The 19201-nt window shown below is 40.8% G+C and carries 19 protein-coding genes; 9 read left to right on the forward strand and 10 right to left on the reverse strand.

The window, feature by feature from the left end:
- Positions 1-210: 210 nt before the first annotated feature.
- The 4 genes from CSV69_RS13330 to mutY form a co-directional block, all read right to left on the reverse strand.
- Entirely contained in the window at positions 211-1956 is a 1746-nt protein-coding gene (locus CSV69_RS13330) for an ABC transporter ATP-binding protein (protein ID WP_099626169.1), read from the reverse strand.
- Positions 1957-2004: 48 nt separating this feature from the next.
- Positions 2005-2553, reverse strand: coding sequence for a nucleoside tri-diphosphate phosphatase (gene ntdP, locus CSV69_RS13335; protein WP_099626170.1), 549 nt, complete (start codon positions 2551-2553; stop codon positions 2005-2007).
- A gap of 195 nt (positions 2554-2748) precedes the next feature.
- Entirely contained in the window at positions 2749-3072 is a 324-nt protein-coding gene (locus tag CSV69_RS13340) for a gamma-type small acid-soluble spore protein (protein WP_085427038.1), read from the reverse strand.
- 72 nt (positions 3073-3144) lie between these two features.
- Positions 3145-4191: an A/G-specific adenine glycosylase gene (mutY, locus tag CSV69_RS13345; protein ID WP_099626171.1), complete on the reverse strand. Its 1047-nt coding sequence runs from the start codon at positions 4189-4191 to the stop codon at positions 3145-3147.
- A gap of 97 nt (positions 4192-4288) precedes the next feature.
- On the opposite strand from mutY, the gene CSV69_RS13350 reads away from it, so the two are divergent.
- Positions 4289-5272 carry a metal-dependent hydrolase gene (locus CSV69_RS13350; RefSeq protein WP_099693669.1) on the forward strand — a complete coding sequence of 328 codons (984 nt, stop codon included), beginning with the start codon at positions 4289-4291 and terminating at the stop codon, positions 5270-5272.
- Between the two features lie 35 nt (positions 5273-5307).
- Here CSV69_RS13350 and CSV69_RS13355 read toward each other — a convergent pair whose 3' ends face one another.
- Both CSV69_RS13355 and recX read right to left on the reverse strand, forming a co-directional pair.
- Positions 5308-5640, reverse strand: a complete 333-nt coding sequence (locus CSV69_RS13355; RefSeq protein ID WP_085427041.1) for a YfhH family protein — start codon at positions 5638-5640, stop codon at positions 5308-5310.
- A complete protein-coding gene (gene recX / locus CSV69_RS13360; protein WP_085427042.1) occupies positions 5630-6442 on the reverse strand; it encodes a recombination regulator RecX in 813 nt (270 codons plus the stop codon). Before recX ends, CSV69_RS13355 begins: the two co-directional genes overlap by 11 nt.
- A gap of 93 nt (positions 6443-6535) precedes the next feature.
- Here recX and CSV69_RS13365 point away from each other — a divergent pair, with 93 nt between their 5' ends.
- The 5 genes from CSV69_RS13365 to CSV69_RS13385 all read left to right on the forward strand — a co-directional run bounded on the left by CSV69_RS13365 (position 6536) and on the right by CSV69_RS13385 (position 12815).
- Positions 6536-7435: a TIGR01777 family oxidoreductase gene (locus CSV69_RS13365; RefSeq protein ID WP_099693670.1), complete on the forward strand. Its 900-nt coding sequence runs from the start codon at positions 6536-6538 to the stop codon at positions 7433-7435.
- 105 nt (positions 7436-7540) lie between these two features.
- A complete protein-coding gene (locus CSV69_RS13370) occupies positions 7541-8341 on the forward strand; it encodes a polysaccharide deacetylase family protein (RefSeq protein WP_085427044.1) in 801 nt (266 codons plus the stop codon).
- A gap of 353 nt (positions 8342-8694) precedes the next feature.
- Positions 8695-8865: an SE1561 family protein gene (locus CSV69_RS17070; protein WP_099626174.1), complete on the forward strand. Its 171-nt coding sequence runs from the start codon at positions 8695-8697 to the stop codon at positions 8863-8865.
- A gap of 24 nt (positions 8866-8889) precedes the next feature.
- Positions 8890-10422, forward strand: a complete 1533-nt coding sequence (locus CSV69_RS13380; RefSeq protein WP_099693671.1) for a fumarate hydratase — start codon at positions 8890-8892, stop codon at positions 10420-10422.
- Positions 10423-10910: 488 nt separating this feature from the next.
- Positions 10911-12815 (forward strand): heavy metal translocating P-type ATPase, encoded by a 1905-nt coding sequence (locus CSV69_RS13385; protein ID WP_085427046.1) that lies wholly within the window; start codon positions 10911-10913, stop codon positions 12813-12815.
- Between the two features lie 39 nt (positions 12816-12854).
- On the opposite strand, the gene CSV69_RS13390 is transcribed toward CSV69_RS13385, so the two are convergent.
- Both CSV69_RS13390 and CSV69_RS13395 read right to left on the reverse strand, forming a co-directional pair.
- Entirely contained in the window at positions 12855-13805 is a 951-nt protein-coding gene (locus CSV69_RS13390) for a YihY/virulence factor BrkB family protein (protein ID WP_085427047.1), read from the reverse strand.
- A 35-nt stretch (positions 13806-13840) separates the two neighbouring features.
- Positions 13841-14281 carry a hypothetical protein gene (locus CSV69_RS13395; RefSeq protein WP_085427048.1) on the reverse strand — a complete coding sequence of 147 codons (441 nt, stop codon included), beginning with the start codon at positions 14279-14281 and terminating at the stop codon, positions 13841-13843.
- Between the two features lie 222 nt (positions 14282-14503).
- Here CSV69_RS13395 and CSV69_RS13400 point away from each other — a divergent pair, with 222 nt between their 5' ends.
- Positions 14504-15859, forward strand: a complete 1356-nt coding sequence (locus CSV69_RS13400; RefSeq protein ID WP_099693672.1) for an alanine/glycine:cation symporter family protein — start codon at positions 14504-14506, stop codon at positions 15857-15859.
- A 74-nt stretch (positions 15860-15933) separates the two neighbouring features.
- Positions 15934-16155 carry a DUF1128 domain-containing protein gene (locus tag CSV69_RS13405; RefSeq protein ID WP_085427050.1) on the forward strand — a complete coding sequence of 74 codons (222 nt, stop codon included), beginning with the start codon at positions 15934-15936 and terminating at the stop codon, positions 16153-16155.
- Positions 16156-16183: 28 nt separating this feature from the next.
- Here CSV69_RS13405 and motB read toward each other — a convergent pair whose 3' ends face one another.
- Complete coding sequence (gene motB, locus CSV69_RS13410; RefSeq protein ID WP_099626176.1) at positions 16184-16951, reverse strand: flagellar motor protein MotB; 768 nt, start codon at positions 16949-16951, stop codon at positions 16184-16186.
- Positions 16935-17744: a flagellar motor stator protein MotA gene (motA, locus tag CSV69_RS13415; RefSeq protein WP_085427052.1), complete on the reverse strand. Its 810-nt coding sequence runs from the start codon at positions 17742-17744 to the stop codon at positions 16935-16937. Before motA ends, motB begins: the two co-directional genes overlap by 17 nt.
- Positions 17745-17929: 185 nt before the next feature.
- Here motA and CSV69_RS13420 point away from each other — a divergent pair, with 185 nt between their 5' ends.
- Positions 17930-19162, forward strand: coding sequence for an aminopeptidase (locus CSV69_RS13420; protein ID WP_099693673.1), 1233 nt, complete (start codon positions 17930-17932; stop codon positions 19160-19162).
- Positions 19163-19201: the final 39 nt, after the last annotated feature.

Raw genomic sequence — 19201 nt, forward strand, 5'->3', positions numbered from 1 at the left:
AGTACACTGCCAGGGAGGTAAACGTATAGAAATCATACAAGGATTTCTATACAAAAAGGGTTCGATCATCAAAAACCGATGATCGAACCCTTTTTTGGCTCACTTCTGGCTAATTATGTCCCAGCCTCTTTTTATTTTTATCAATTATTGAAGTTTATTGGCTCAGATCGTTCGTTATAGAACACACACCGATTGACTTGAGCCTTTCATTTATCCACCAAGTTCTTGGCGATTGTATAAACCAGCATATGTACCGTCTAGTTTCATTAATTCCTGGTGAGTACCTGATTCTTTTAAGTCTCCGTGGTCTATTACATAAATACAATCCGCATGTGTAATGGTAGATAGTCGATGGGCGACAATTAGTGTAGTGCGATCGTGCGCCAAGCGTTCCAATGAATCTTGGATGAGCGCTTCACTTTCTAAATCCAAGGCAGACGTTGCTTCATCCAAAATGAGCAATGCTGGGTTTTTCAGGAAGACGCGGGCAATGGAGATACGTTGCTTCTGTCCACCTGACAACTTCACGCCGCGCTCTCCTACCCTGGTATCATATCCTTCACTCAATGTTTCAATAAAGTCATGCGCATTTGCGGCTTTTGCTGCAGCGATGACTTCTTCATCTGTGGCATCTGGCTTCCCCATCAAAATATTACTTTTGACAGAATCACTGAACAGAATCGAATCTTGAAGTACCATACCGATCTGATCTCGAAGCGATTTAACCTTTACGTCGCGGATGTCATGGCCGTCGATGCGAATAGCACCAGACGTCACGTCATAAAATCGCGGGATCAAACTGATAATAGTTGATTTCCCGCCACCACTCATACCAACAAGTGCGGCTGTTTCACCAGGACGGATCTTCAAACTAATATTTTTCAGTACTTCATCTTCTTCATATGCAAAGCTAACACGATCAAACTCGATCTCTCCAGCAATCGATGGTAACTCTTTTGCATTCTCTTTATCAACAACATCATATTTTTCATTCATCAAGTCTAATACTCTGTCCATCGAAGCGAATGACTGCGTCAATGATGTGGATGAATTAACTAAACGACGTAACGGTGAATATAATCTTTCGATAAATGCGATGAACGCAACCATTGTTCCTACAGATAATGAACCGTTGATTACTTGGTAACCTGCATAGCCTATGACGAGAAGTGGTGCGACATCAGTAATCGTATTGACAACCGCAAAAGCTTTTGCATTCCAACGTGTATGTTCGATTGCACGCTCTAGGAATTTACCATTCACTTCATCGAAACGTTCCTGTTCTTTATCTTCTATCGCAAAACTTTTGATAATACTAACACCCGCCACGCGCTCATGAAGATAACTTTGTACATCCGCAAGTGCCTGCGAACGTTTACGTGTCAATTGGCGTAATTTGCCGAAGAAGTGCTTGACGCTAAATGCGTAAAATGGAAATGCCAATAATGTTACCAGTGTCAGTTGCACATCAAGTGTCAGCATAATTGCTATGGCGATTATAATAGTAGCCAAGTCGAGCCAGACATTCATCAAGCCAATCATGACGAAGTTTTTCGTTTGTTCCACGTCATTGATGACTCTCGAGATTACTTCACCTGCGCGTGTATTCGAATAGAATCGTAAACCAAGCTTCTGTAAATGACTATACAGTGATTTACGGATATCGAATAATATTTTATTACTGACTAGCTGTGCGTAGTATTGACGATAATATTCAACAGGTGGACGGATTAAGAAGAACACGATGATTGTTCCGCCAAGCCAATAAAATAACTGCTTAGTCTTTTCTGGATCACTCATCGTCGGCGAACCGATGATGTCATCGATGACGATTTTAATTAATAAGGGTAGAAATAAAGGAATAGCAAATTTTACGACACCAATGAGAACAGTGAAGACAATTTGCCAATTATAAGGCTTTACAAATTGAAGATAACGTTTAATACTCTCACCCATTTTGTTCCTCCTACTAAAAAAACCTGACTTGCACGAGTGCAAGCAGGTCTAGCTTTGTTCTTCTTGGATTTGCTTATAAAATTCATAACGCGAAGTCCAGACATCAATGAAATCGGGAGCAAAAGGACCTTTTCTCTGCTTGATCCAACCAAGGAGTTTCGTTAAGTTATCCTGCAAGATTTGATCGATAACTTCCGGATAATTCATTTGACGTTTATGATCTGCATATTCGTCTTCATCCAGAATCAAGTAACTCATGTCAGGAAATACTTTTACGTCTAAGTCATAATCGATATACTTTAAGGACTTTTCATCATAAACGAATGGTGAGCTTATGTTGACATAATAGTACACACCGTCTTCACGTAACATACAAATGATATTGAACCAGTTTTCCGCATGAAAATAGCAAATGGATGGTTCACGTGTCAGCCATGTGCGACCATCCGATTCTGTCACAAGCGTACGTTCATTTCCACCGATGATGATATTCCGTGTACCTTTTAATACAAGTGTCTCTTGCCAAACACGATGAATTTTGCCGTTATGTTTGTAGCTGTGTATCTGTATTGTATCTCCTTCTTTTGGAATTGCCATTTTCTCTACCACCTTTGAGCCTTGCCGCTCTTGCTATCTGTCCATTATACCAACTGCTTTCCCAAATTTAAAACGATTCAACCATCTATTTTGTAATTGATTGAATTAACTAGGTCCACAGCACGTTTATTCACGCAAGAAAACCGGTAGAAATGGCTTATGTTAGCCATTTCTACCGGTTCTTGATGTACATGCTTAGTTTGAACCTTTATATTGGTTCGCACGTGCTCCAGAAGCTTTTTGTTTGTTAGCTTCTGCTTTGTTGATCTCTTGTTTCACTTGATTGACATCTGTTTCAGATCCGAATTCCTCGTTCATGGAGGACTGCGTCGCGGAAGAAGACTGCATGTTCATTGCAGATTGCGCGTTTTGCTGACGAACTTGATTAACGTCCGTCTCGGAAGCGAACTCTTCATTCATCGGTTGTTGCATTGCAGATTGCGCATTCTGTTTCTTCACTTGATTCGCATCTGTCATAGATGGATCTTGTTGTGCGTTACGCTTTGGTTGCTTAGGCATAGATTATTCACCTCCGTAATCACTATGATGTCCAATAGCTTAGACTTTTATTCAAAGTGAATGAAGAAGTTTTTACCATTCCAGCAACTCGATAATTTTCAGCACAGGTTTTGATTTTGGTAGTGCTTCTACTTGTTGTTTCGTGAAAAACTGTAAATCATCTTCCGCATGTTCGCTCTCCAATTGTGCACGATATACATGGATGTCCCAAGTTATATGAGAGAACACGTGTTGAACTCGCGGTAGCTCCTGCATGTTTTTTAATTTCAATCCATTCTCTTTTTCAAAATTTTCGACTGTAGAAGTTTCCTGAAGTTCAAACATTGGAAATTCCCAAAGACTTGCAAGCAATCCGGTGCTTGGACGTTTCTGTAACAGCCAATTCCCCTCATTATTTTGAATCGCAAATGCAGCAAGCGAAACGTGCTTCATTTTTTGCTTTTTTATCTTGATTGGCAATTGTTGTTGTTTTCCTTCTTCAAATGCGATGCAATATTCCCTAACAGGACATAATAAACAATGAGGATTCGGTGTACATATTGTCGCACCGAGTTCCATAAGTGCCTGGTTGAACGAAGAGGGATCTTCTTCCGAAATTAATTCCATCACAGCTTGTTCAAACAACTTTTTATTACGGGGCAATGCAATATCTTCTTCAATCAACAATATTCTCGACAATACCCGCATAACATTTCCGTCAACTGCATGTTCAGGTACTCCATAGGCAATACTCAAGATAGCGCCTGCTGTATAAGGCCCTACTCCTTTTAACGTAGATATTTCTTTACGATTGTTCGGAACTTTCCCGCCATATGTTTCAACGACTTCTCTCACACCCGACTGCAAGTTACGCACTCTGGAATAATAGCCAAGCCCTTCCCACATTTTCAAAATATCTTCTTCAGGTGCAGTTGACAGGTCTTGCATAGTTGGAAATTTCTCGATGAAACGCTCATAATACGGAATGACGGTATCTACTCGTGTTTGTTGCAACATGACTTCCGAAACCCAAATATAATATGGATTATCGGTTCTTCTCCAAGGCAAGTCTCGCTTTTCGGCTTCATACCAAGTCAATAATGCATCTTGGAATGCTTTCTTTTGTTCAATGATTTGCATATGGACCTCGTTTCTTCATGTAAATGCTTTTAGTTATGATAATAAAGGGTATATAATTATAAGTAGTATATAACTCTTTCAGTAAAGGAGTGATAATTTGGATACAGGCACACATATTGCAATGGGTGTTGCGATTAGTGGATTGGCCCTTGCCGACTCAGTCGTAGCAACTGAACCTGCCACGATGGGCGCTGTTTTTGCTGGTATTATGGTTGGTTCACTCATTCCCGATATAGATACGGTTCTGAAACTTAGAAACAACGCAGTTTATTTAACTAACCATCGAGGCATTACACATTCGGTTCCAGCGGTTATGCTGTGGCCGTTATTGATCTCCATACTGTTGACCTTCATTGTGCCGGGTGCTATTTTCCTTCATGTATGGGCATGGACATTCTTAGCGGTATTCACGCATGTCTTTGTGGATATTTTCAACTCGTATGGCACTCAGGCTCTTCGGCCATTCTCACAAAAGTGGGTAGCCATAGGTGTGATCAATACATTCGATCCGATTATTTTCGGACTTCATGTAGTGGCAATCTTGGCGTGGGTGTTCGGTACAGACCCTGTCTTGACAATGTCTATATTGTATATCGTCTTATTCTTCTATTACCTATTGCGTTTTGCAGTAAAGAGCGCAGTAAAAAATGCTGTAAAGAAGACGATTCCGAATGCGACGCATATATTCACTGCACCTACGATGAACTTCTTTCAGTGGCGAATTGCTGCAACGACAGAGGTTGATCATTATGTAGGACGAGCATACGGACGTTCCATTACAATTTACGAACGATTCGAACGTGAAACTATGCCGATGTCACCTCAAGTTGAAGCGGCATTAGAAGATCCGAACATGCAGGCTTTCACTTCGTTTTCGCCTCTCTATCGTTGGTCAATTTCAGAAGAAGCGGATATTTACGAAGTTCGTTTGATAGATCTACGTTACCGAAGCAAAGGTTACTATCCATTCGTAGCGGTAGCACATGTCAATGAAGATTTAGAAGTAGTGAATTCCTATACTGGATGGATTTTCTCAGAGGAAAAGCTACGTAAAAAACTTAATTTTGCTCCTAATAATTAAAGAACGTTCGTGCATTACGCACGAGCGCTCTTTTTTTATTTTCCGCTTTTTATATTTTTCAACATCGCAAGTGGCAATGCCTCTTCAGCTTTGTCTCCGCCTAAGCGATACCCCCATGCGAATAGCCCTTTTAGATAATCCACTTGAAAGAACACACCATCGTCTCCTTCAATTCGGTACATTTCTCCTGGCTTAATCGTAGCAGGATCCACAAGATATGATTGCACTAGAACTGCTTTTCTTTGATGAACAGCATATTCACTGAGCATCCCCATCTGTTCCGCTTTACGCGCTTTTTCCATCAATTTACCGATTTCGCTACGTAGTTCGTTTTCATTCATGTCACTATAATGTTTTTCAGTATCCATCTTCTTCATTCCTTTTCTGTTCAATAAATTGATCGATTTGACCGAGTGGAATACCTTTTTGATACATCGATTGCTTCACACGTTGTCTTAGGTCGGATCCTGAGTATTTACTTTGGTAGCGTCTCCATGCTTTCTCACCGAATGCAGACGTAATGTCGGACCATTCTTCTTCATCCCGCTCGATTGTTAAATTGCTGAGAACTTCCGAAATCTGCTGATAAGAAAACCCTTTTCTAGCCAATGAATTCTGTATTTTTTGCTTAACTTGTGCTGGTGGCTGTGAACTATTCGATCGCATCGTTTTTTCAGCCAGTTTCATGGCATTAGCCATTTGATCTTCCATTGTATATTCCTCCAATGCTTGAGTTTGCAGTTCTTTGGGTATACCTTTTTTATAGAGAGATTGCTGAATAGCTCTCGGGCCTTTTAACGTACTGTTTTTTTCTGTGCGTACAAGTGCTTCCGAAAATGCTTCATCATTCAAAAAGCCAAGCCGTTTTAATTTGACGATAGCTTCTAGAACAACCGCTTCTCCATATTCTTTTTCAAGCAATTTCTTCTTAACTTCCATTTCACTTCGCATTCGGAACGATAAAAAGTGTAAAGCACGGTTAAATGCTTTTTCAATTTGGTCTGAATAAACAATCTCGTCTGTAGACCAATCGTCCAATTCCATGCCTTTCGTGAGTTCAAATTTCACTAAGACTGTTTCATGGACACTAAATGCATATTGATCATCAAGGAAAATATTATAACGTTCGCTATCTCTTTTTTGTTGTGATATTTTGGTAATAAGCGGCACGTTTCCATCACCTACTTTGTCTAAGTATACCGCTTCTTGCGGTGGTGGTCAGCAATAGTGTACTAATTTTCAAGAGAATGGAGGGAAACCATTATGAGAGTGGTTATTACAGGGGGAACTGGATTCATTGGCAGTATCTTAACTGAGAAATTAAAGCTAAAGGGTCATGAAGTAATTATTTTAACGCGTAAGCCTTCATCACAACATAATGATGTTCATTATGTTCAATGGTTGACTGATCATGCTTCACCCGAAAATGAATTGGGGCACGTAGATGCATTTGTTAACTTAGCAGGCGTGTCAATTGATGATGGTCGTTGGTCGGAAGAGCGAAAAAAGCAGATTCACGATAGTCGAATAACAGCTACGCAAGAAGTATTGCGTATTATGCGTACGCTTCCTGAGAAACCACGTGTTTTAGTGAATGCAAGTGCTATTGGGATTTATCCTACATCGCTCACTGCTGAGTACACTGAAGATTCTACTGCAGTCGGGGATGATTTTCTCGCACAAACCGTACATGACTGGGAAAATCTCGCAGGGCAAGCGAAAGAATTAGGTGTACGTACTGTATATACTCGTTTCGGTATTGTGCTCGGTAAAGATGGTGGTGCACTTCCACTTATTAAACTTCCTTATCAATTATTTGCCGGTGGTAAAATCGGTTCGGGCAATCAATGGTTCTCATGGGTGCATGTTGAAGACGTGGCTAACGCCATCCTCTTTTCCATAGAGAATAATGATGTTGAAGGTCCCGTTAACGTAGTGGCACCAAGTCCGATGCATATGAACGCTTTCGGCAAAACAATCGGCAAAGTATTGCATCGTCCACACTGGTTCCCAGTACCAAGTTTTGCTATGGAAGTTGCATTAGGTGAAAAAAGTATCGTCGTCTTGCAAGGTCAGCATGTACTACCGACAAAGTTGTTAGCCCATGGGTTTACGTTCGATTACCCTTCATTACGACCAGCACTTGAAAATTTACTAAAATGATATCCAATGTTTGTTAAGACGTTTTCACGTTTTGACAGACATTTTTTATTTCATTACATACAAAGAGTGGATTGGTACATGCTTAGTAAAAAGGAGTGATGCTTAATGACTCAACATCTGTCAGGATTTCTACTGGCATCTTGTTTACTGATCGTTGGCGTTGTGATGAATCCCTTCACTGTCCAGGCTGAAGCTTTTCATTGGGGATTTAAGAAGGCAACTGAGGGAGTTCCTCCTTCCGCAGGAGCAGAATTGGATAAATTGCTTGATGATTACGGTGCAATCTATAAAGGGAAGGACGATAAAAAAGTTGTATATCTAACGTTCGATAACGGATACGAGAACGGATACACAGAAAGCATTTTAGATACACTAAAAAAAGAGAAAGCACCCGCCACATTTTTCTTGACTGGGCATTATGTAAAAAGTGCAAGTGATTTAGTAAAGCGTATGGTAAAGGATGGTCATGGAATTGGGAATCATTCATATGATCACCCGAACATGGCCAATATAACCGAACAGCAGATGGAAGATGAGTGGAAGAGGTTAGATGAAATTGTATACGCTACTACTGGTCTAAAGAGAACGATCTACGCAAGGCCACCAGAGGGTACATTCAATGCGAAGCTACTAGAAAAAGGGAACGAACTGGGATACAGACATATTTTCTGGTCTGTTGCCTTCATTGACTGGCACCGTGACCAGCGAAAAGGAAAAGCGTATGCCTATAATGAATTGATGAATCAATTACACCCGGGCGCTGTCATTCTTATGCATACCGTAGCAGCTGATAATGCAGAGGCACTTCCCGATTTCATTCGAGATGCTAAGAAGCAGGGATATGAATTCCATTCATTAGATCAATTAGTGAAGGAATATGAAAAAGGAAATAAAATTACACAATAAATGAGAGACCTTATCTGTTTGTTTACTGCCAACAGATAAGGTCTCTAATTATTTGATTCATCTTCAATTTGCATGTTTATATTCGTAGTTATCCAACCTATTCACTGCCGTTGGACTGTTACGGATCCCCTCCTTCGTTGTTATGTGTCTAGGATTCGATTCGTTTCTATAACTACGACCTCCTTTTCTTTTGATTAAACTTACTATAACAACTATTCTGTTAATTGTAAAGTGTTTTAATGAAATTTCTACTATTTTCTTTTTTATTTGTTGTTTGTAGTACGCACAACAAAATCAGATTGAAAAAAACAGTGTTTTCGTATACGATATCAATGATAGAAAGAGGTGTACGTATGGATAACTCACAAAATAACGAACAAGTCTTCGAACTGAAGAATCGATTCAATCAATTCATCGAAACATTAGAAGCGATTGAACCTGAACACACGGACCTCCAAGATATAGATCGTCTAATCATGTTACTCGATGAATTAGAAGAACAGATGGATAGTTCGAAAAAATAACATATACTAACGGGGGATTTTGAGATGTACATAGAGACAATTGAGAAGAGTATTTATGAACTAGTTTGTGAAACGTCCACAAACTTGCCAAAGGACGTTAGACGCGCAATCCTTTCCGCAAAGGAAAAAGAAAACAAAGGAACAAGCGCTGCTATGAGTTTGGATACGATCGCAAATAACATCAATATGGCAGATGATAAACTATCTCCAATTTGTCAGGATACAGGCCTTCCTACATTCAAGATCAAAACACCAATCGGAGTAAACCAATTGGAAATCAAAACGGCAATTGTACGCGCGTTGGGGTTAGCTACGGAAAAAGGAAAGCTCCGTCCAAATGCTGTAGATTCATTGACTGGTGAAAACAGCGGCAATAACTTAGGTATTGGCTTGCCCGTTGTAAAGTTTGAACAATGGGAAGAAGATTACATAGAAGCAAAATTAATCTTAAAAGGTGGCGGATGTGAAAACAAAAACATCCAGTACAGCCTCCCTACTGAATTAGAAGGTCTTGGTCGTGCAGGACGCGATTTAGACGGTATTCGCAAATGTATCCTTCACTCGGTTTACCAGGCACAAGGACAAGGTTGTTCTGCTGGATTTATCGGTGTCGGAATTGGTGGCGACCGTTCATCTGGATATGACTTGGCGAAAGAACAACTTTTCCGCGATGTAACGGACGTTAATCCAGTTCCTGAGCTTGCGCAGTTGGAAGAGTACGTATTAGAAAAAGCCAATCTTCTTGGTATCGGAACAATGGGCTTCGGCGGCGAAGCTACATTATTAGGATGTAAAATCGGTGTCATGCACCGCATTCCCGCAAGCTTCTACGTATCTGTAGCGTATAACTGCTGGGCATATCGCCGTATGGCAGTGAACATCAATGCAACAACTGGCGAAATCATGGATTGGCACTATAATGAAGGCGAGAAAATTGCATTCGAACAGCCAGCTGAAGAAGCAAAATCCACTGCACGTATCGTACACTTGCAAGCACCCATTTCAGAAGAAGACGTTCGCGACCTTCATGTTGGCGACGTGGTGAAAATTTCTGGCCGTATGTACACAGGCCGTGACGCCATCCACAAGCACTTAATGGACAATGACGCACCAGTTGATTTGAATGGACAAGTCATCTATCACTGTGGACCAGTTGTTCTAAAGAATGATGAAGGTAAGTATGAGATTAAAGCTGCGGGACCCACGACTTCTATGCGTGAAGAACCGTACCAGGGTGATATCATGAAAAAGTTCGGTATCCGTGCGGTAATTGGTAAAGGCGGAATGGGACCTAGAACACTTGCGGCTCTTAAAGAGCATGGCGGTGTGTACTTGAATGGTATAGGCGGTGCGGCGCAGTATTATGCTGACTGTATTAAAGAGGTAGAAGGCGTCGACTTACTGGAGTTCGGTATTCCAGAAGCACTATGGCATTTACGCGTAGAGGACTTCACTGCAGTCGTCACAATGGACTCTCACGGTAACAGTTTACATGCTGATATTGACAAGTCATCTTTAGAAAAGCTTTCTCAGTTCAAAGAAAAAGTATTTAACTAATAAGCAAGCAGCGAATGAGAACTATCATTCGCTGCTTTTTTATGTAAATAAATAGATTGGCATGGATAAGTGATGCAGCGGTTATCCATCGTTACGCTGCGTTCCAGGCGGAAGCTGAGGCGACTCCTAGGGAATTGGAGTGATCTTGAGACCCTGGACAGGCGCCTTAATTTCTATAAAATATACAGAATTACGGTCAAGCGAACCCTTTGCATTCCTGGAAAGCGTCCCCAACCGGAGCTTCAATCCCTTTGTACTCACTGCGTCAACTTTACTCTGTGTATTTACTATCCATTACTTTTGCATTAATTAGCCATTTAAGTAACACTTCTCATTGAGAAATGATATACTGTAGATAATAACTATTACAACTTCATATTCATTCTATTTTAATGCCCGAAAAGTCGATTCTACTACTGTAGAGTCGACTTTCCTGCTTTAATAAGAGCTTTGAAATTGAAACTCATTATCAATTAGGAGGAGATTACATGACATCACTCGCAAAAGAACAACCAGAACAGACGATTGACTGGTCTGCACGTCTTGAGCTGATTGCGGCTATATTATCTGGAATTATCATTCTTGCTGCATGGATTTTAGGAAAAAACGGTCCAGAGTCCTTTTCGGTAACGCTGTATATTATAGCGTTTTTGATTGGTGGTTACGCTAAAGCAAAAGAAGGTATTGAAGAAACAATAAAAAACAAGGAACTGAATGTCGAGATGCTCATGATTTTTGCAGCGATCGGTTCAGGAATTATCGGATACTGGGCTGAAGGTGCAATCCTGATCTTCATCTTCGCAATTAGCGGTGCACTAGAAACCTATACACTTAATAAAAGCCATAATGAAATATCTTCTTTGATGGAATTGCAACCTGAAGAAGCTTGGTTGATCCTTGAAGACGGCAGCGAGAAAAAAGTATCTACAGATTCCCTATCCATAGGATCTGTATTACTAGTTAAACCTGGTGAACGAATTCCGGTTGATGGTGAAATCTTGAGCGGCATCACTTCGATCGATATGTCAGCCATCAACGGAGAATCTATACCTGTGACAAAGCAGGAAAATGATGAATTATTTGCAGGAACAGTTAATATTAGTGGTGCGATCCGCATGACAATGACCAAACCAAGTTCCGAAACGTTATTCCAAAAGATTATTACAATGGTGCAAAACGCACAAAGCGAGAAATCTCCTTCTCAACAATTTATCGAGCGCTTTGAAGGATCTTATGTAAAGATTGTACTCGCAGCGGTTGTCATCATGATGTTCCTCCCCCACTTTTTATTTAACTGGGACTGGACTACATCCTTCTACCGTGCGATCGTCTTGCTAGTAGTCGCCTCCCCTTGTGCATTAATGGCTTCGATCATGCCTGCTACATTAGCGGCTGTTTCTAATGGTGCTAGAAAAGGGGTATTATTTAAAGGCGGAGTCCATTTAGAACACTTAAGTACCTTGCAAGCATTTGCTTTTGATAAAACAGGTACTTTGACGAATGGTAAACCTATTGTGATGGATTTCATCGTTCGTGAAGGTGCAGACATGAAAGAGACGCTTGCTTTGTTTGCAGGTGCGGAATCGCTGTCCAATCATCCATTGGCAAAAGCTATCATTAATTACGCTGCAGAGCATGGTGTAGAACCTGAACGTAATCTTCATATTGAAGACGTTCCTGGATTTGGTATAAAAGCAGAAACCGATCAAGGGGACATTCTAATCGGTAAACCGAAATTTGTTGGCGAAGAGTTAGTGGAAGATTTTCAAAACAATGTGGCAGTATCACTAGCGAATGAAGGAAAAACGGTCATTTTCATGAGAGATGAACAAGGAATTGTAGCATTAGCAGCTTTACAAGATACATTACGTAAAGAAGCTATTTCTGCGATTAAATCGCTGCAGTCTTTAGGTCTCCATACCGTCATGTTGACTGGTGATAATGAAAAGACTGCACAAGCCATCGCAAGCGAAGTAGGTGTGGATTCCTACGTAGCAGAATGTCTACCTGAGGAGAAAGTGGTTCAGCTTAAGCAACTATTGAAGAAGTACGGTATGGTCGGTATGGTGGGAGATGGAATCAATGACGCTCCTGCTTTAGCTACCGCCACTTCCGGTATTGCGATGGGTGAAGGTACGGATGTGGCACTCGAGACAGCTGATGTTGTACTCATGCAAAACGACTTGAATCGCTTATCATACGCTATTAAGCTTTCACGAAAAATGCAACGAATCGTTAAACAAAATGTATTCTTCTCGATAGCCGTCATCTCGATCCTCATTATCGCAAACTTCATGCAAGTAGTGGATTTACCTCTTGGTGTCATTGGACACGAAGGAAGTACAATATTGGTTATATTAAACGGTTTACGGATGCTTAATAAAATAGAGTAAAAAAAGTGAAGAAAGGGAAATCCCTTTCTTCACTTTTTTTTATACAATTTGTTGGTTATGTTCTTGACGATTTTTCACGACTGAATTGATTGTACCTCCGAGTATCAAAATGATAGCTGACAGGTATAACCACATGATTAATACGATAATTCCAGCGATACTCCCGTACGTATTGGCGTAGCTTCCGAAATTACTAATATAGAATGAGAATCCTAGTGACGTAATGATCCATCCTATTGTTGCAAAAATAGCACCCGGAAGTATACTTTTAAAATGCAACTTCACACTTGGCACTAGCCAGTATAGTAAAGAGAATACTGCAAAGATCAGGAATGGCGGAATGAGGAATCGTATTAAATTCCATACGGTCAGGAATGTTTCTTCCAATCCTAAGAATGTGAAGATCACTTGCCCGATCGGTTGACCGAATATAGGTAGCACTAATGCGATGATTACCGTCGCCACTAACATAATAGTAAACGCAATCGACAATCCTTTAGAAACGATAAAGTTTCTATCATCTTCCACTTCGTATGCATCATTCAATCCTTTTGTTACTGCGCCCATACCTTTAGACGCCGACCAGATTGTAGCCAAGATTCCGACTGACAGTAATCCTCCACTTTTATTATCTAGTACCTCAGAAAGCGTCCCTTCAATTAGAGAAGCAGTACTTTCCGGGGCGTACTCACGGATAAACAAAAAGATTTGGCTCTGGTCTAACTGTAAGTATGGTAGTAATGTGAAAAGAAAGATTAATAGAGGGAATAATGACAATAGGAAAAAGAATGCTAACTGCGAACCAGCTGCTGAAATATCCAATTCTTTCACACGGATAATCAATTGTTTAAAAAAGCCGCTCGCAGTCGTCGGATCAAAATCATCTTCTTCTCCATCTTTTAGATCGTTAATAAATCCTTTTACTTTTTCTTTCTTGGACTCGTCTTCATTTTCAGAATCTGAAAAAGGGGCACTCTTTTGTCTATCCAACTGATGTGTCCCCCTTTCATTTACTGATTCTACTGCTATTGATTCTCTAATGGTATTACGTTTTTTTTTTGGACCGCTGGAGGCAATGAAGCATCTGCTTCCGCAGAAACAGATGATGCAGCCGTTGCATCGTCCTCAATGATTTGTTCATACTCTGATTTTGATTCAGAGATCGCTTCTTTTGTATCCGCAAACATTTCTTTCACTTGCGGAGTCAAGGTCTTGATTTCATCGACCTGTGATTTGATGTAATTCACATCACCTTTCACTTGATCAACAAGAGTTTGTACTTTTTCTTTTTTCTGTTGGAACTCATTTTTTACGATGTCAGGATTTTCTTTGTAATACAATACTTTTTCATATGATGATCTTGCAGTAGTGACCGTATGTTGTCTTGTTGCTCTGTCTAACATACTCACCGCAGCTCCAATTAATGCGCCGCCTAATACATATCTTCCAAATTTACTAGAACCCATACATGTTTCGCCTCCTTATTCACGATTACGTCTCACTTCATTATACCCACACTACAAGTTACCAAACAATCTTTGTTCCACTTTATTAAAAAAAAGCTTGACGAACGGTTCTATTTTTTGGATTATTAACAATAACATATACTATCAGAATTTATTGAGAGGGGTTGATTCCAGCAACTGTGGAAACGATACAAACAGCATAGAGAAATTGGAGGGGATGAAATGGAGAACATCGAAAAGTTTTTGACCACTGCGTCCGATTTGATTTGGGGACCCCCGTTATTGATTTTATTAATTGGTACCGGTATTTATTTAACAATGCGTTTGACATTCATTCAATTACGTTTACTGCCCTATTCTTTGAAACAAGTATTCTCACGGAAACATGATAAACAAGCTGACGGGGATATTTCACAGTTCCAGGCATTGATGACCGCGATGGCCGCCACTGTAGGTGTTGGTAATATTGTCGGGGTTGCATCTGCCGTCGTAGCAGGTGGACCCGGTGCTATCTTCTGGATGTGGCTAGCCGGTTTCTTCGGTATGGCGACAAAGTATAGTGAAGCAATTCTTGCTGTTAAGTATCGCGTTAAAGATTCCAACGGCTTAATGGCTGGAGGACCGATGTACTATCTCGAGCATGGTTTAAAACAAAAATGGCTCGGTGTACTATTTGCGATATTCGGCGCTTTGGCTGCTTTCGGGATTGGTAATGGAACACAATCAAAGGCAGTTGCAGATGTAATGAATAGCACATTTGAAGTACCTCACTACATTACGGGAATTGCTCTATTGATATTCGGAGCTCTTGTCATTCTTGGCGGAATCAAATCTATCGGTCGTGTAACGGCATTTTTCGTACCGATCATGGCATTATTTTATTTCATTGCCGGAGCGATCGTTATGGTTTTGAATATTGAACAAGTTCCAGCGGCATTCGGCCTTATTTTCTCGGATGCATTTACAGGTCAGGCAGTTGCCGGCGGTGCAATCGGTACAGTCATCCGATTTGGTGTAGCGCGCGGACTCTTCTCTAACGAAGCAGGTTTAGGTTCAGCACCCATCGCTGCAGCAGCTGCACGTACAGACATGCCCGGGCGTCAGGCACTTGTATCGATGACGCAAGTATTATTCGATACATTAATCATTTGTTCGATTACAGGTGTTACTATTGTTATGAGTAATCAATGGCAAGATAAGTCAATTGATGCGGGTGCTTTGACAGCCCAAGCATTTGGCTCCTTCCTCGGTAGTACTGGACCCATTTTAGTCTCAATTGGACTAGTATTCTTTGCTACTTCTACTATTTTAGGGTGGAGTTATTACGGCGAGAAATGTTTCCAGTATTTATTCCCTAATCGTGTGGCTGTACTCGCATACCGTGTAGTATTTGTTGCATTTATTTATGTGGGGGCCACTGCATCACTTGATCTAGTATGGATCTTAGCTGATGTATTAAACGGATTAATGGCGATTCCAAACTTGATTGGATTGCTAGGATTGTCCGGAGTAGTTATTATGGAAACTAGAAGGTTCAAGAAGAAAATTGACGAAGAGCGTGAGGAAGCGCGCAAGTAACACTTCACAGTTCAGTTGACAGCTTACGACTTTCATGAAATGATAGTTTCCATTAGAGGAAAGGCGGTACGAACATGGATCTATCTACAAAATCACCAGAGAATATCTCATACATGATTGAAAAAATTAAAGAAAAGCTTCGCATGGTAAATGTGGATGCAATGAAGTCCGAAAATTTCAGCACGGAACAATATGAAGACTTGTATTACATGTATACTACGGTTATGAAGCGTGACAACATCACGCCAAATGAAATGCAAGCAATCGCGGCAGAACTTGGTTCTATGCGCAAATAAAAAAACGACTCCACGTGGAGTCGTTTTTTTATTGCGGTTGAATCGGTGTTCCATCTTTTAAGACGAGTGGCTGAATGAGTACTTCTACTCTACGGTTTTTACTGCGGTTTTCTATCGTGTCATTCGGAACAATTGGCTTATATTCTCCGTATCCTTTTGCGCTGAATAGATTCGGATCGACTTCATTGTCCTGCACAATGATTTTCAGGAACTCTACAGCACGCATAACGCTTAGTTCCCAGTTTGATGAGTACTGCGCGTTATTGATGGGAATATCGTCTGTATGACCTGTGATGACCACTTGGCGCGGTCTATCAAGTGTCAGTAACTGAGAAATATCATTAGCCAGTCTCTTATACTCCGGATTGATTGTCGCTTGTCCCGATTTAAACAACACACTGTCGCGAATCGTCAGCAATAAGCCTTCATTCGTCATTTTGGTGTCAAACTGATTTTCTAGCTCGTTTACTGCAATGTATTCGTCTAAATCGTCCTGCGTTTCGCCCAAGGATTGCTGATCTTCCATATAGGAGGAGTTCTCATCCAACTCTCCTACCGAGTCGTCAGGGACTGGGGTAGTCGTTGGCGCGCTTTCACTCATGATTCCGCTGCCACTTTCGAATATTTCACTGAACACTTTAGAGACTTCTGCAAATCGCCCTTCATCCACTGAACTAGTAGCGAATAATACGATGAATAATGCCAGTAATAATGTCAATAGATCGGCATAAGGCAAAAGCCAGGATTCGTTGATGTGTTCTATTTCATGTTTCTTTTTCTTACGCTTCTTCGCCAACTTTACCAGCTCCTTCGCCGCCGTCAATAGCTAGCTTCTTCCGGTCCTCAACAGAAAGATAAGATGCTAACTTTTGTTCGATGACACGCGGTGCCTCCCCTTCCAATACGGAAAGAATTCCTTCGATTACCATGGTCCTCTGGCGGACTTCTTCTTTTGATTTACGTACAAGTTTATTGGAAAATGGATGCCATAAAACGTATCCTGTGAAAATACCAAGCAATGTCGCAATGAATGCAGCAGAAATCGCATGTCCTAACGCATCAATATTATTCATATCTTTTAGTGCGGCAATCAGACCTACAACGGCTCCTAAAACCCCTAATGTAGGTGCATATGTACCGGCTTGCGAAAAAATGAGCGCCCCGACGGAGTGTCGCTCTTGCATAGCCTCTACTTCCTCGCTTAATACATCACGAATGTAATCAGCATTTTGTCCGTCAATTGCCAAACCTAAGCCATTCTTTAAAAATGGGTCATCAATTTCATCTGTTTTCGCTTCCAAAGCAAGTAATCCTTCTCGACGTGCAATATCAGCCCAAGAAGAAAATAGACGAATCAACTCTCCATCTGATGCAAGCTTTTGTTGAGTGAAAATGATTTTAAATAATTTCGGTACTTTTTTTAACTCGTTCATTGGAAACGCGATGACAACGGCGGCGATCGTTCCTGCTATGATGATCAGGATTGCAGCCGGGTTTAGTAACGCATCAGGTGTTACTCCTTTGAGCGTCATCCCAACAAGTAGAGCAGCAAATCCTAATACCAAACCTACAATTGTGGATAAATCCATGTATAAAGCCTCCAAATACTACATTCTTCTTATTATTTCGGTTGTTTTATGACGTTGTTTAGGGCAAACAGTTGACTATTCTTATGGATCTAAGAGTAATTTATACTATCCGTATTGCTTTATCGTTGCGAACTGCAATCCCCGCTTGTTAGAATTGTCACAATACGTAAAAAGGAGATGTCATGATGAATCAATTTCAAGATCAACTTTCCAATTATGCCGACTTAGCTGTAAAGGTGGGTGTAAATATTCAACAGGACCAATATCTATTCATCAGCGCTTCTACAGAAACTACTTCATTTGTTCGATTAATCGTTGAAAAAGCTTATGAAGCTGGTGCGAGACAAGTTTTCGTAGACTGGGTAGACGATGTCGTTACACGTCTGCGTTATGAAAAAGCACCTGCAGATTCGTTTTCCGAGTTTCCTTCGTGGAAACAAATGGAACGTGAACAGCTTGCCGAAAAAGGCGCAGCTTTTATGTCGATCGTATCGCAAGACCCAGACTTACTAAATGGTATTGAGTCTAGCAGAATACGCGATAATCAAAAAGCTTCCAGCACAGCTCTCAGTAAGTTCAGACAAGCTATGCAAGCAGATAAATTTAGCTGGACAGTAATTGCTGCACCGTCAATTGCGTGGGCAGCCAAAATCTTCCCTGAACTACCTATGGAAGAACAAGTACCTGCTCTTTGGAATTCCATTTTGCGTGCTGTAAGAGCCGATCAACACGATCCAGTGCAGGCGTGGAAAAAGCATAATGAAAACCTACATGAAAAAGTAGATTACTTGAATGGGAAACATTACCGCAAACTCCATTATACAGCTCCAGGCACTGATTTAACAATAGAATTACCGGAAAAGCACTTATGGTGTGGAGCTGGTAGTGTTAACCAGGCCGGCCATGAATTCATGGCCAATATGCCGACTGAAGAAGTCTTTACAGCACCCTTAAAAACAGGTGTCAATGGTTCTGTTACAAGTACCAAACCACTGAGCTATGCGGGTACAATTATTGATGGTTTCACTATCCAATTCGAGAATGGTAAAATTACAAGCGTTTCCGCGGATCAAGGTGAAGAAATACTGAGGCAACTTGTCGACACCGATGAAGGCTCACAATTCCTTGGTGAAGTGGCATTGGTACCACATGACTCACCTATTTCTAATTCAAATGTTTTATTCTACAATACTTTATTCGATGAAAATGCTTCAAATCACTTAGCGATCGGTAGCGCGTACGCATTTTGTCTAGACGGCGGAAAAGAAATGGATTCCGAACAACTACAAGCCAATGGATTGAATCAAAGCTTGACACATGTGGACTTCATGATTGGATCTGAAAAGATGGATATTGATGGAATTCTTGAGGACGGAACAGTTGAACCTGTCTTCCGTAACGGTAATTGGGCATTCTAAAATCTGTCACTTCTCATTCAAAGTTTGCTGAAGCACTTA

This window comes from Sporosarcina sp. P26b (assembly GCF_002743245.1).
GTDB lineage: Bacteria > Bacillota > Bacilli > Bacillales_A > Planococcaceae > Sporosarcina > Sporosarcina ureae_C.

Bases quoted from the DNA above. Each gene is read 5' to 3' on its own strand.
- CSV69_RS13330 (WP_099626169.1), bottom strand. From the start codon at position 1,956: ATGGGTGAGAGTATTAAACGTTATCTTCAATTTGTAAAGCCTTATAAT.
- ntdP (WP_099626170.1), bottom strand. From the start codon at position 2,553: ATGGCAATTCCAAAAGAAGGAGATACAATACAGATACACAGCTACAAA.
- CSV69_RS13340 (WP_085427038.1), bottom strand. From the start codon at position 3,072: ATGCCTAAGCAACCAAAGCGTAACGCACAACAAGATCCATCTATGACA.
- mutY (WP_099626171.1), bottom strand. From the start codon at position 4,191: ATGCAAATCATTGAACAAAAGAAAGCATTCCAAGATGCATTATTGACT.
- CSV69_RS13355 (WP_085427041.1), bottom strand. From the start codon at position 5,640: ATGGATACTGAAAAACATTATAGTGACATGAATGAAAACGAACTACGT.
- CSV69_RS13365 (WP_099693670.1), top strand. From the start codon at position 6,536: ATGAGAGTGGTTATTACAGGGGGAACTGGATTCATTGGCAGTATCTTA.
- CSV69_RS13370 (WP_085427044.1), top strand. From the start codon at position 7,541: ATGACTCAACATCTGTCAGGATTTCTACTGGCATCTTGTTTACTGATC.
- CSV69_RS17070 (WP_099626174.1), top strand. From the start codon at position 8,695: ATGGATAACTCACAAAATAACGAACAAGTCTTCGAACTGAAGAATCGA.
- CSV69_RS13380 (WP_099693671.1), top strand. From the start codon at position 8,890: ATGTACATAGAGACAATTGAGAAGAGTATTTATGAACTAGTTTGTGAA.
- CSV69_RS13385 (WP_085427046.1), top strand. From the start codon at position 10,911: ATGACATCACTCGCAAAAGAACAACCAGAACAGACGATTGACTGGTCT.
- CSV69_RS13395 (WP_085427048.1), bottom strand. From the start codon at position 14,281: ATGGGTTCTAGTAAATTTGGAAGATATGTATTAGGCGGCGCATTAATT.
- CSV69_RS13400 (WP_099693672.1), top strand. From the start codon at position 14,504: ATGGAGAACATCGAAAAGTTTTTGACCACTGCGTCCGATTTGATTTGG.
- CSV69_RS13405 (WP_085427050.1), top strand. From the start codon at position 15,934: ATGGATCTATCTACAAAATCACCAGAGAATATCTCATACATGATTGAA.
- motA (WP_085427052.1), bottom strand. From the start codon at position 17,744: ATGGATTTATCCACAATTGTAGGTTTGGTATTAGGATTTGCTGCTCTA.
- CSV69_RS13420 (WP_099693673.1), top strand. From the start codon at position 17,930: ATGAATCAATTTCAAGATCAACTTTCCAATTATGCCGACTTAGCTGTA.